Genomic DNA, 12,552 nt, shown 5'->3' on the forward strand with positions numbered 1-12,552 from the left:
GGGCTCGATGCCCCCGCGGCGCCGATCTCCCCGCGGTCAGGAGATCACCGCCTTTTCGAGAAACGGCCGCCCCGCCGCGATCCTGTCGAAACCGGCGTCGCTGAGGTCGAGCGTGCGGAACCCGCCATAGGTGATGAGCTCGGAAATCCCCCGGCCCGCTGCCGGTCCCTGTTGCAGCCCGTGGCCTGAGAAGCCGGTGGCGAAGTAGAAGTTCGGCAATTCGGGCGCCGGCCCCACGATCAGGTTGTGATCGAACACGTTGAAGTCGTAATGCCCCGCCCATTGGTTCACCACGCGGATCGCCTCGAAGTTCGGGGAGCGCTCGGCCAACGCAGGCCAGATGATGTCCTCGAATTCCGAATAGATCGGCTCGAAATCGTCGTAATCCACCGCCACGTCGTTTACGGGCGGCGCTCCCGCCAGGAAGTAGCGCCCCTCCGGCCGACAGAAGATGCCGGTCGTGTCGATCATCAGCGGAAGCCGCCCGCCCGCGACCGTTGCCGTGCCTTCCGGGCTTCTCTCGCAGGAAAAAACGAAGAGTGTACGCTTGCGCGGCTCCACCGGCACGGTGAGGCCCGCCATCTCCGCCGTACGCTTCGACCGCGCACCGGAGGCGTTGACGACGATCCCCGCGCCGATGACCCGGCCCGATTTCAGCGTGACGGAGGCGACCTGTCCCCCTTGGCGCTCGATGGCCACCACCTCATCGGTTGTGTATTCCGCACCGAGCGCCGCCGCCTTCTTGCGGAAGCCCCACATCAGCCCGGTGTTGGAGAACCATCCCTCGCCCGTCCGCCCGTAGGAGGCGAGGAGGAGGTCGTCCGTGTGCAGATGCGGGAAGGCGCGCGACAACTCCTCCCGGTTCCAGAGCACGGTATCGGCGCCGCAGGCGGCCTGCACGGCATGGGCTTCGTGAAGATAATCGGCCATGCCCTGCGTATTGGCGAGGTAGAGATATCCCGCCTCATGGAAGTTGAGGTCGGGCCGTTCATCCCCGGGCACGCCCATGATCTCGGGGAAGCGCTTGATGAATTCCACGCCGAACTTGCCGATCTCCACATTGATCGGATTGGAATACTGCTGCCGGATGCCCGCGGCGGAAAGGGAAGTAGAGGCGGTGCGATAGGTGGAATCCCGCTCCACCACCAGGATGCTACCGTTGAAATCGGGGTTGGCGGCAAGGAAATAGGCACAGGCGGAGCCGATTACCGCCCCTCCCACGATCACCACGTCATATTGGTCGCGCATCGCTTCGTCTCATCATCAGGGCGGGCCGCCCGGGGGAAACCGCCCGGGCCGTTCGCCGGGCGGGAGGTTGTCTCAGAGCAGCGGACCCGGTCCGGGTCGGCCCCGTGTTGACGGCAGGTCGCCGTTCGCGCCTGCCACCGATCCTTGCCTGTTCCGTCGTGTCAGGCGGGACGGCGATCAGGCCCGGAAACCCCCGTCATGGGTGGTAGCTCGTGGTGCGCCGGTGGCGGAACCCGTGGTATGGCCAGGCTCGTCCCAGATGCGGATGCCCGCTGCGCCCGCCCGTGACGGAACAGGCGCCGAGCCCCGTCACGCCGGGTCGTCCGGATGCGGGAAGGTCACATAGACGCCGCCGTAGCGCTTGACTTCGGGCGCGTGCGGGTCGGGCCAGGGGACCGATCCTTCCACCTTGGCGCGGAACGCCTCCGTATTGTCCTGCGGCTGGTAGCCGATGTGGCCAGCCTTGGAATCGTCCACAACTTTCAAGCGGTTGTCCGACATGCCGAAGGCGATGGTATGGCCGACGCGCGGCGCCATCAGCCCGCGGGTGACATACTGCACACAGTCCCTGAAGGAGAGCCAGGACCACAGGTGACGGTGGTCTTCCGGCTCCGGGAAGGAGGAGAAGATGCGCAGGCACAGCGTCTCGATCCCCCATTTGTCCCAGTAGAGCCGCGACAGGTCTTCCACGAAACATTTCGACAGGCCGTAGAGCGTGTCGGGCCGCGGAGGTGTCGTCGCGTCGATATGGCTTTCCAGCTTGTGGAATCCGATGGCATGGACGGAGGAGGCGAAGACGATCCGCTTCACACCATGCTGCCGCGCGCTCTCATAGATGTTGTAGCTGCCGGCGATAGTGGAGTTCAGCACGTCGTCCCAGGGGCGCTCGCGGGAGGCGCCGCCGAAATGCACGATGGCATCGACGCCCTCGACCATCCCGCTCACCGCGGCCATGTCGCCCAGATCGCAGATCACGGCTTCTTCGTTCGGCTGAAGATCGGCGATCTCCACCCGGTCGTTCAGCCGCAGCTTGCGGGCGAAGGGTGCCAGACCCTTGCGCAGTTCCGTGCCCAGCATCCCGGCCGCGCCGGTGATGAGGATCGTGTCATAGCGGGGGGTGGTCATGCGGCCTCCGATCTGGTTTCTGGCGATGGTATGCCGAGGCGCGCGCCGGCGCCAGAGACTGCTGTTCGGCGGCCTCCGGGCGGGCAGGCATGGGCCGTCCGTGTGGGCCCGGCGCGTTCGGGGCACTGCTTGCTGGACGGGCTGCCGCGGTGATCTGCTGTCGCAGACGAGCCTGCCGCCTCGGGGCGGGTGCCCTTCCCATCGGCGGCACCACGGAATGCTCCGCGCGGAAGTCCCTGGCGGCAATGCCCGTCATTGATGCGCAGGAGCGTATCCGGCGGGGCGGCATCGTGATCCACAGGGTAATTCAAGTGTCGGTCTCCCCACGCCCCGCTGCGGTGGCCTCCCCCGTATCCCCGGTCGTATCCCCGGTCGCGCCGGTCTCCGTCACATAGCCTTTCCGGCGGTCGTTCGCACGATCCTCCGCACGCCTGTCGGCCGGATCGCCGAACCCGCCACCGCCCGGAGCCTTCAGGATGAGCCGTCGGCCCGCGGGAACATGTTGCCAGCCCTTCGGCCGCATCACCGTGCCGTCATCCAGCTCCACCGCGCCCTTTGCACCATCCTGCCCGCCCTCACGCCCCTTCGGCGCATGGTGGACCCGGTCGAACATGGCAGAGAAGTCGATCTCATGGCCCGCTGCCGGCGCGATCTCGATGATCTGGCCCAGCCCGCCGCGCTGCGCGCCCTCGCCACCCGAATCCGGGCGGAGCTCCTTCCGCCAGATGACGATCGGGCCGGTCTGCTCCGTCGCCTCGATCGGCATGGTCATCACGCCAGAGGGGAAGGCGGTGGCCGACAGCCCGTCAATGGCGGGCCGCGCGCCGCCGCCGCCCGAGTTGAACATCAGCACTTCCGCCCGTCGTCCCGCCTGTCCGGCCACCGGCTTCACCGACAGATGGATGTTCCACAGCGACCCGGCCCCTTCCGCTTGCACCTGCCCGGGAAGCGCCTGCGCCACCGCGCCGAGCACTAGGTCAGGCACCATATGACCCATGACGTGTCGCAGGCTCACCGGTGCGGGCCGTTCGGCGTTCAGGATGGAACCTGCAGGCGCCGCCACGGTGAAGAGCGCGAGCGAGGCGGAATTGTTGGGAATATCGGGGGCCACCACGCATTTGAGTGCGTAGCAGGCATAGGCCTTGGTATAGATCACCGGCACGTTGATGCCCCAGCGGCTGACAGGATCGGTGCCGGCGAAATCCACATGCACCCGGTTGTCGCCGATCGTCACCTCGCAGGCCAGCTTCACCGGATCGTTGTAGCCGTCCGTGACCAGCACGTTGGACCAGGAGCCCTTGGGCAGCGCGCGGATCCGCTCCAGCGTAGCGGCATGGGTCCGGGAAAAGATGAACTCGCCCAGCCGGTCCAGCGTGTCGATCCCCACCTCGCGCATCATGGCCACCAGCCGGCGGTGGCCCACCTCATTGCAGGCGGAGAGCGAATAGAAATCCCCCACGACCTGATTTGGCTCCCGCACATTGGCGCGCAGCAGGCGGATCAGGTCGCGGTTGACCTCTCCGCGCTCAGCGAATTTCATGATCGGGATCTGGATGCCTTCTTCATAGACGGATTTCCCGTCCGCGCCGAAGCCGCGCCCGCCGACATCGACGACATGGGCCGTGCAGGCAAAGAACCCGACCAGCCGACCATCCAGAAACGACGGTGAAACCATGGTGATGTCGTGAAGGTGCCCCGTGCCCAGCCAGGGATCATTGGTCACATAGGTATCGCCCTCATACATCTCCTCCCGCGGGATTTCCGCGAGGAAGTTCAGCACCGCCTCCGCCATGGTGTTCACGTGGCCGGGCGTACCGGTGACGGCCTGTGCCAGCATCCGCCCTTCCGGGTCGAACACCCCCGCCGAGAGGTCTCCCGCCTCCCGCACCGATGTGGAGAACGCGGTGCGGATCAGCGTCAGCGCCTGTTCCTCCACAACGGAGATCAGCCGGTTCCACATCACCTGCATGCGGATTTCGTCAACGCCCGTCATCTCGTTCATCGGATCGTCTCCTGCGCTGCGGCGTATGGGGCGAAAAGCGAGGCGGCCGGGAAAGACGCAGCCGCGAGCGGGAGGACGGCAGGCTTCATGCCGCGTCCTTACGGGTGAGGAGGAGGGAGCGGTCGTCCTGCATGGTGACATCGAAGGGGTAGGTCACGACCGTCGATGTCTCCCGCTCCACGATGATCGCGGGGCCGGCAACATACGCGCCTGGGGTCATAGACCCGCGATCCACGATGGTCGTCGGCAGATGCCGCCCGGCGGCCGGGTCGAATACCTCGCGCGTCGGGCCGCTCGCGGTCTCCGTTCCTGTGCGGATCGTCCGCGTCTCGGGCAGGGGACGTTCGTCCTCCACCCGGACGGACCAGGTGACGATCTCCACCTCCAGCCCGCCCAGCCCGTCGATGGCGCGCCCGAAGAAGCGGGCGTAAGCCGCGCGGAACGCCTCGCGCAGTGCCTCGGCATCGCCTTGTGCGAAGGGCCGGTCGGCGAGCGGAACCGGGATCTCCCAACCCTGTCCGGCATAGCGCATGAAGGCGGTGATCTCGCGCCGGATCGGCCCCGTCGCCCCCTCCCGTACGAAATGCTCCGCTGTCTCCTTCAGCTCCGCGAGCATCGCGTTCACCGCCGCCACATCGAAATCCGACAGCCGCGTCAGCTTGGAGGCCAGCGCCTCATATCCGAAGGGCGCACGCAGGAAGCCGATGGCGGAGCCGACGCCCGCCCCCTCCGGGATCAGGCAGCGGTCCACCCCCAGCTTCTCGCACAGCCGGGCCGCATGCAGGGGCGCCGCGCCGCCGAAAGCGATCATCACGTTCTCGCCGATGACCTTTCCGTTCTCCACCGCGTGAACGCGGGCGGCGTTGGCCATGTTCTCATCCACCACCTCGGCGATGCCGAAGGCCGCGTCGAGCGGCGTGAGGTTCAGCCGTGCGGCCACCTCCCGCTCCACGGCGCTGCGGGAGGCACCAGCGTCCAGCACGATGGCACCGCCCGCGAAATTGTCGGGGTCGATCTTACCCAGCAGCACATCCGCATCGGTGATGGCGGGACGCTCGCCCCCCCGGCCGTAACAGGCGGGCCCGGGTTCGGAGCCTGCGCTTTCCGGCCCGGTCTGGATGCGGCCCATCGCATCCACCCAGGCCAGCGATCCGCCGCCCGCCCCTATCTCGATCATCTCGATCACCGGGATGGAGATCGGCATGCCCGAGCCCTTGGCAAAGCGGGTGGTGCGGGCGACCTCGAACGTGCGCGCGGTCTTGGGCTGGAAGCCTTCGATCAGGCAGATCTTCGCCGTGGTGCCGCCCATGTCGTAGCTGACGACCTTTTCCAGCCCGAAACGGCGAGCGATGTCTGCAGCAAAGATGGCGCCCCCCGCGGGGCCGGATTCCACCAGCCGCACCGGGAACTCCGCTGCCGTCTCGACCGAGATCAGGCCGCCGCCCGAGTGGATCATGAAGACGGGGCAATTCGCGCCCATTTCCCGCAGGCGGACCTGAAGCCGGGCGAGGTAGCTGGCCATCTGCGGGCGGACATAGGCATTGGCGGCGACCGTGTTGAACCGTTCGTATTCCCGCATCTGTGGGGATACTTCGCTGGAAAGCGAGATCGGCACGTCGAGCCGGGCCGACAGGATCTCCCGGGCGCGGCGTTCATGCGCAGGGTTCATGTAGGAATGGATGAACCCCACTGCGACGGCGCCGAACCCGTCTGCCGCCAGCCGTTCCGCCAGTGCCTCCAGCGCCGGTTCGTCCAGCGGTTGAAGTTCGGAGCCGTCCACCGCTATGCGTCCGCGCACCGGAAAGCGGTGCTCTCGCGGGATAAGCGGCTCCGGCAAGCGGATGTTGAGGTCATACTGGTCGAAGCGGCTCTCCGTCCGCATCTCGATCACGTCGCGGAAGCCTTCCGTCGTGACAAGCGCGGTTTTCGCGCCCCGCCGTTCGATCAGCGCATTTGTGGCAAGCGTGGTGCCGTGGATCACCAGATCCAGATCGGCAGGCGACAGGCCGGCATCGGCGAGAACGACGGCTATCCCATCCAGAATGGCCTGTTCCGGCGCGGTATAGTTGGTCAGAACCTTGGTGGAGAAGATGCGTCCGTCACGTTCCAGCGCGATGTCGGTGAAGGTGCCGCCGATATCGGCGCCAAGACGGACGGGCGTTCGGGTCATGCTGTCTCCTGAAGGCGGCATCGGCGCAGAGCGCCGTTTTGCCCGTCAGGTTGCGCCCGCGACTTGCGTCACACAAGCAAGAAACGCTGAATGGTGACAAGAAATACTTGTCTCCCCAGCGCAGCCGCTCCGAGTATGAGTCAGCGTATGAGTCAGCCGCAGGGGCGGCGGCGTGCCTCTACAGTCGTTGCATCGCCCGAGATCAGCCGGGACACCAGCAAGGCGGCCTGAGCGCGAATATCGACGATGGCCAGCCCCTCCCAGCTTGCCGCCCGCGCGGCGGGGCCGATGGCATGGAGCGGCGCGGCGGGCGTGCCCGGGCGCGGGAGAACCTGTCCCTCGGCCGTCACCTCCAGCCCGATGCGGAGCGCATCTATCCGCGCCATACCGCCGTCCACGAGCGACCGGACGAGCGGTGTCGCATGGTCCTCCGGGTCGCGCAGCAGGCCGCGCCCGTCGGTGATCTGCGTCACCTCCACCGTTTCCAGTTCGCCCCCGCGATGGCGCAGCGTCACGCTGTGCCTGCCCTCCCGCTCGGCGGCGGAGAGGAGGGTGCCGGTTACCAGCCGCACCTGCCCGGCAAGGCGCGCGGTATCCAGCCGTGCGGCCACGGGCGCGGGAATGCGATGGCGGTGGATTTCCCAGAAGCGGCGGGCGTGGCGCAGGAAGCGGCCGCGGGTTTCGGGCGGTACGCTCTGCCACCAGAGGGCAAGATGACCGCGCGCGCCATCCACGATGTCACGCCAGTCACCGCCGCGCCCTTCATGCCAGCGCACCTGCTTCCGCAGCCAGCGGAGCGCGTAGCCCGCCCCGGCGCCAAGCGGCAGGTCCGCCCTGTCCAGCTCGATGGGTCTGCTCGGACCGTTGACGCGTGGAAGCAGTCCGCGGCGGGAAAGGATCACGATCTCCCCCCGATGACCCGCCTCCAGCAGACGCATGACCCGGTCCACCATCGTCAGCCCGGTGCCGACGATCAGCACTCGCGCCTCTGGACTTTCGGGAAGCGGGGCGTGCCAGGGGTCGAACTCCGCGCGTTCGAGCATGTCCGTGCCCGCCTGGAGGAGGGGATGTCCGGTCGCCAGCACCGCCCTGTCGGCGAGGATCATCCGGCCGTCGGCCAGATGGGCGGCGATGCGTCCATTGCTCCCGTGGGTCAGCGATATGCATTCCTCCTGTTCCCGTCGCAGCCGGGCCGCGGAGGAGACGAGGCTTTCCAGATAGGCGGCGTAGAGATGGCGGGGCACGAAGGCGTCCCTGTCGCCAGGTGTCCCCTGCGCGGCCAGCCAGTCGTGGAAATGGTCTGGCCGGTCTGCGAAGGCGCTCATCGCCCCGACGCGGGTATTCAGCAGATGGGCGGCATGCGGCGTGTCATAGGCGATGCCCCGCCCCAGCCGTTCCCGCCGCTCGACCAGCGTGAGTCGCAGGCCGGGCGGCCCGTTGCGCAGCAGATGCGCGGCAAGGATGGTCCCGCTCGCCCCGCCGCCGATGATGAGGATATGGTGCGGCTCGGTCATGCCGTGCTCCCGCCGCGTGTCAGCCCCGCGCGGCTCGGAGAATGGTGTCGTCCTCGTCCTCCGCATGAAGCGGAAGCTCTCCCATGGCCCGCAGATCCGCGATGGATTTGCTGTCGAGCACACTGACGATCGCCTCCCGCACCTCGAGCATCGTCAGCCGCACGGCGCAGCGTGTCTCGTCCGGGCAGTCGTTGCAGCGCACATAGGCCGTCCGGCTCGCGCAGGGGATGGGGGAGAGCGGGCCTTCCAGGACGCGCAGCACATGCCCGGCCATCAGCTGTTCCGGGGGGCGCGCCAGCATGTAGCCGCCGTTCCGCCCCTTGCGCGTGGCGACGAAGCCTGCGTTGCGCAACTCGCCCAGGATGGTGTCCAGGAACTTCTTGGAGACCCCCTCGGCCTCGGCGATCTCCACGGACTGCGCGAGTTCCCCGCTGGGCCGCCCCGCAAGGTTGATGAGCGCCTTGAGCCCGTATTTGCCCTTCATCGTCAGCATGGCAGCCCCTGAAAAGGCGGTATTCCGCCGCGTTCGTCCATAGCATTTCTATACGGAGGCCGCGCCGAAGGCGAGACGGAAACGGACGCTGCGGCGAACGGGTCATGCCATGCTCCCAAGGCTGCGGATCGCGCGGAGTCTAACGCAGCTGGCGCCTCGTGCGAATTCCAAGGTTTCGCGCCCCGCAGCGATGGCGTTCTCTTTCCCTGACTTCCGCCAGTGAAAATCCTCTGCCGCCCCCGGTGCCGCTTACCCCTCAGGTGAGCACGTAGTCATCGGGGCGGGGGATGGGGGGCAGGTCCGTCTCTCCCAGTTCCCGGCGAAGCGTGATCTCTATCCCCGTGGCATAGGAGGCGATGGGCAGGTCGTTGGGCATCAGTCCGAACGGTTCCTCCAGCTCATCCGCCAGCGCGTCCAGCCCGAAGAACGTATAGGCCATGAGCGCCACCGCCAGCGGCGTGGCCCAGCCCAGACTGTCGGCAAAGCCGAAGGGCAGCAGGAAGCAGAAGATATAGGCCGTCCGATGAAGGAGCAGCGCATAGGCGAAGGGCAGCGGCGTATTGGCCAGCCGCTCGCAGCCGACCATGCCCTGCGACAACCGGACGAGGCTTTCGTTGAGCGCGAGCGACTCCACCGGCTCCAGTGCTCCCGCCCGCAGGGATCGTGCCACGATGAGCGTTGCGCGTTTCAGCAGCGTGTCGGCCGTGGGTTCGGGCATTTCGCCTCGCAGGCTGCGCGCGCCGGCATGGGCGAAGCTCATGACTGCATACAGAAGATCCCGCCGCGTCTCGGGCGCGGTATCACTCAGGATCGCGGTCTGGCGGGCGATGTCGCGCGCCGACTGGATGATCTGACCCCAGAGCTTGCGCGCCTCCCACCAGCGATCATAGCTCGCCCCGTTGCGAAAGCCGAGAAAGATGGACAGCGCAATCCCGATCAGTGCGAAGGGGGCGGGGTTCATTCCCGGCACCCAACCCGGCAGCCATCGGTGCGCGGCGACGATGAAGGCGGAGAGCAGTGCCACGCTGAGAAGCTGCGGCCAGATACGCTGGACGATGGAACCTTTCATCACGAAGAACAGGCGGAGCGCGCTGGGTCTGTCTCGGACGATCATCGGGCCATCGGTTTTCGGGCCGCAGGGCGGGCGGCATGGGAACGGCCCCGGGGCGACTCGCCGCCGGGGCTGCCTAGTGTCCTGCGCCGCCTCGGGAACCGCAAGGCGGCTTCAGCGTCAGGCCCGTTTAGCGTCAGGCCCGCTTGCGGCGCGCCACCAGGCCGAGTGCGCCCAGCCCGGCCAGTGCCAGCGGCAGGGCGGCCGGCAGCGGTACGGGCGCGACCTCATAACTGGCCACCACGGCGACGGCATAGTCGGGATTGTCGGTGATGATCCCGTCGATACCCCATTCGATGAACTGCGCCATCTGGGCGAAGGCTGCGTTCAGATCGGCAGGGCGGAACGTCCAGGCATAGACCGGCAGGCCCAGGTCATGGGCGGCGTCGATCAATTCCTCCGTGATGCTGCCCGAGGTCAGCGACAGCGCATCGGCATAGGTCGCGAGGCCCGCGAGCGTGATCTTGCCGTCGATGTAGAACTGCCCGTCCAGCCCCAGTGCCGCGCCGCCAAGCTGGGAGACCGGCAGCGTCAGGCCCATTTCCTCAAGCTTGCCCGCGACGTCGTGGACATTCTCATGGCTGAAGGATTGGAGGATCGCCTTGTCCGGCGTGTCGTAACCATGGGCGATCAGCGTGTCGATGGCCTTCTGGTTCGACACCGGATCATAGCCGTATTTCAGCTCCGCCACGATGCCGACATCCGTGCCGTAGGCAGTATTGTACGCGGTCAGCGCGTCGAGCTGTTCGGCGAAAGTCGGCACACGGAAGGGGTTTTCGGTCGTCGGGGTGAAACCGGGATAGTCCTGGCTCTGGGAATCGACCGTCAGCGTGCGGATTTCTTCCATCGTGAAGTCAGCGACCTTATAGCCGCCGTTCCGGGGGGCAAAGAGCGACTCCACATTGGTGGTCCGCTCCAGCGTGCTGTCGTGCATGACGACGAGGACGCCGTCCTTCGTGGGCTGCACGTCGTTCTCGATCCAGCCGGCGCCCTGGCGTACGGAAAGCTCCGTCCCCGCCAGCGTATTCTCAGAAAGATAGGCGGGAGCGCCCCGGTGGGCGATCACCGCGGGTGCGGCGCCGGTCAGTGTGTCGAACCGGGCGCCGAAGGTCGCGGCCTCAGTGGAGAGCGGCAGCACGAACGCGAAAGTCACGCCAAGTAAGGCATGGGAAAGTTTCATCTTGTACCTCTGGAGTTGTGCGCGCCGCGGCGTTTCCACCGCGACAGTCAACGCCGGCAAGATCACAACCGTTTGAAACGAAATGGTTTACGGATGATGACGGTTCTGGGACAATCCGCGGTGGTTGTGCGTCCGTGGTCATCGGCACGCCATGTCCGCCGGGGAAGAAAGCGGCAGCGCGATTGCCAGCCGCCGCCGCCGGGGATAGAGGCGGAGGATGGCCACACAGGACACAATCATACTTGGTGCGGGCGCGGCGGGACTGTTCTCGGCGATCGAGGAGGCACGGCGCGGGCGACGGGTGCTCCTGATCGACCATGCCCGGCGAGCGGGAGAGAAGATCCGCATTTCCGGCGGCGGGCGGTGCAATTTCACCAATCTCGGCATCGCCCCGGAGAAGTTCCTGTCAAGGAACCCGCGCTTCGCACTGTCGGCCCTCAAGCGCTATACCCAGTGGGATTTCATCGACCGCATGGCGAGCTGGGGCATCCCGTGGCACGAAAAGACGCTCGGGCAGCTGTTCTGCGACGGTTCGGCCAAGGATCTCGTGGCCGCGTTGCTTCAGGATCTGCAACAGGCGGGCGGTGATCTTTGGCTTGAGACGGCGGTTGACGGGGTCACACGGCGCGGGCAGGACTTTGCGGTGGCCACCTCTCGCGGGGTGCTGACGGCAGGCAAGGTCGTTGTGGCGACGGGTGGCAAGTCCATCCCGAAGATGGGCGCGACCGGCATCGGCTACCGCATCGCGGAGAGCTTTGGCCTCCCTCTGGTGGAGACGCGGCCCGGTCTTGTGCCGTTCACGCTTTCGCCCCCGGATCTGGAGCGCCTGGCCCCGCTCGCCGGTACTGCCGTTCAGGGCAGCGCGCGCCACGGGCGCACCGCGTTCGACGAAGCGATCCTGTTCACGCATCGCGGCCTCTCCGGCCCCGCGATCCTCCAGATCAGCTCCTACTGGCGGGAGGGAGAGGAGATCCGGCTCGATCTGGCCCGCGGTCAGGATGCCGGTGCGCTGCTGCGGGAGGCGCGCGCCACTGCCGGTCGTATCGCGCTGCGCACCGCCCTGTCGCGGGTGATGCCGGAGAAGCTCGCGCGGCATGTGGAGGCGATCAGCGGCCTGTCGGGCAACCTTGCCGAACAGCCGAATGCGGCGCTCGACCGGCTGGCCGCGCTGGTGCATGACTATCCGCTGCGCCCCGCCGGAACGGAAGGCTACCGCACTGCGGAGGTGACGCTGGGTGGCGTGGACACCGACGCGCTGGATGCCCGGACGATGCAGGCAAAGGCCGTCCCGGGCCTGCATTTCATCGGCGAGGTAGTGGATGTGACGGGCTGGCTCGGCGGCTACAACTTCCAATGGGCATGGTCGTCCGGCTGGGCGGCGGCTGCATAGGCGCGGGGCACCGGATCGTGCCGCTTGTTCGACGCGCAACGGGCGGCGTGTAACGGTCGCGATGGCGGGGCCTTCGACGCTTCAGAACCACCATCCGGGACGGACCCGCCCGGGACGGCAGGCGAGTGATCCCATGCGGCAATGGCTTCCGTGCCGGATACCGCCTTTCGGATTGGGCGCGCGGGCGGGTGGTTTTCAACAGGCGGCTGAAAGCTTGGTTTCGGCAGCCGACGCGGTGGCCTATGCCGAAAGTACGTATCTCCGCTTGCATGGCCGGAGCCTTGACAGGAGATGTCCCTCGGACGCTGTCGAAAGACCG

At 67.1% G+C, this 12,552-nt stretch carries 9 protein-coding genes; 1 reads left to right on the forward strand and 8 read right to left on the reverse strand.

All coding sequences use genetic code 11. From position 1 onward, the window contains the following. Positions 1–36 precede the first annotated feature (36 nt). From CN97_RS09975 to CN97_RS19870, 8 genes are all read right to left on the reverse strand, one after another. A complete protein-coding gene (locus CN97_RS09975) occupies positions 37–1,248 on the reverse strand; it encodes an NAD(P)/FAD-dependent oxidoreductase (protein WP_035710689.1) in 1,212 nt (403 codons plus the stop codon). Positions 1,249–1,557: 309 nt separating this feature from the next. Then, positions 1,558–2,373, reverse strand: a complete 816-nt coding sequence (locus tag CN97_RS09980) for an NAD-dependent epimerase/dehydratase family protein (protein WP_035710692.1) — start codon at positions 2,371–2,373, stop codon at positions 1,558–1,560. A 307-nt stretch (positions 2,374–2,680) separates the two neighbouring features. Beyond that, positions 2,681–4,366: a hydantoinase B/oxoprolinase family protein gene (locus CN97_RS09985; protein ID WP_088217187.1), complete on the reverse strand. Its 1,686-nt coding sequence runs from the start codon at positions 4,364–4,366 to the stop codon at positions 2,681–2,683. 94 nt (positions 4,367–4,460) lie between these two features. Continuing rightward, complete coding sequence (locus tag CN97_RS09990) at positions 4,461–6,545, reverse strand: hydantoinase/oxoprolinase family protein (RefSeq protein WP_035710694.1); 2,085 nt, start codon at positions 6,543–6,545, stop codon at positions 4,461–4,463. Between the two features lie 152 nt (positions 6,546–6,697). Then, positions 6,698–8,059 (reverse strand): FAD/NAD(P)-binding protein, encoded by a 1,362-nt coding sequence (locus tag CN97_RS09995; RefSeq protein WP_051911122.1) that lies wholly within the window; start codon positions 8,057–8,059, stop codon positions 6,698–6,700. 19 nt (positions 8,060–8,078) lie between these two features. Further along, a complete protein-coding gene (locus CN97_RS10000) occupies positions 8,079–8,552 on the reverse strand; it encodes an RrF2 family transcriptional regulator (protein ID WP_035710697.1) in 474 nt (157 codons plus the stop codon). Between the two features lie 256 nt (positions 8,553–8,808). Then, positions 8,809–9,666: a bestrophin family protein gene (locus CN97_RS10005; RefSeq protein WP_035710699.1), complete on the reverse strand. Its 858-nt coding sequence runs from the start codon at positions 9,664–9,666 to the stop codon at positions 8,809–8,811. 133 nt (positions 9,667–9,799) lie between these two features. Further along, positions 9,800–10,843, reverse strand: coding sequence for a glycerophosphodiester phosphodiesterase family protein (locus CN97_RS19870; protein WP_051911123.1), 1,044 nt, complete (start codon positions 10,841–10,843; stop codon positions 9,800–9,802). A 217-nt stretch (positions 10,844–11,060) separates the two neighbouring features. Here CN97_RS19870 and CN97_RS10015 point away from each other — a divergent pair, with 217 nt between their 5' ends. Next, positions 11,061–12,233, forward strand: a complete 1,173-nt coding sequence (locus CN97_RS10015; RefSeq protein ID WP_035710701.1) for a BaiN/RdsA family NAD(P)/FAD-dependent oxidoreductase — start codon at positions 11,061–11,063, stop codon at positions 12,231–12,233. The last annotated feature ends 319 nt before the right edge of the window (positions 12,234–12,552 follow it).

It is taken from the genome of Haematobacter massiliensis, from assembly GCF_000740795.1.
Classification (GTDB): Bacteria; Pseudomonadota; Alphaproteobacteria; order Rhodobacterales; family Rhodobacteraceae; genus Haematobacter; species Haematobacter massiliensis.

Bases quoted from the DNA above. Each gene is read 5' to 3' on its own strand.
- CN97_RS09975 (WP_035710689.1), bottom strand. From the start codon at position 1,248: ATGCGCGACCAATATGACGTGGTGATCGTGGGAGGGGCGGTAATCGGC.
- CN97_RS09980 (WP_035710692.1), bottom strand. From the start codon at position 2,373: ATGACCACCCCCCGCTATGACACGATCCTCATCACCGGCGCGGCCGGG.
- CN97_RS10015 (WP_035710701.1), top strand. From the start codon at position 11,061: ATGGCCACACAGGACACAATCATACTTGGTGCGGGCGCGGCGGGACTG.
- CN97_RS09995 (WP_051911122.1), bottom strand. From the start codon at position 8,059: ATGACCGAGCCGCACCATATCCTCATCATCGGCGGCGGGGCGAGCGGG.
- CN97_RS19870 (WP_051911123.1), bottom strand. From the start codon at position 10,843: ATGAAACTTTCCCATGCCTTACTTGGCGTGACTTTCGCGTTCGTGCTG.
- CN97_RS09990 (WP_035710694.1), bottom strand. From the start codon at position 6,545: ATGACCCGAACGCCCGTCCGTCTTGGCGCCGATATCGGCGGCACCTTC.
- CN97_RS10005 (WP_035710699.1), bottom strand. From the start codon at position 9,666: ATGATCGTCCGAGACAGACCCAGCGCGCTCCGCCTGTTCTTCGTGATG.
- CN97_RS10000 (WP_035710697.1), bottom strand. From the start codon at position 8,552: ATGCTGACGATGAAGGGCAAATACGGGCTCAAGGCGCTCATCAACCTT.
- CN97_RS09985 (WP_088217187.1), bottom strand. From the start codon at position 4,366: ATGACGGGCGTTGACGAAATCCGCATGCAGGTGATGTGGAACCGGCTG.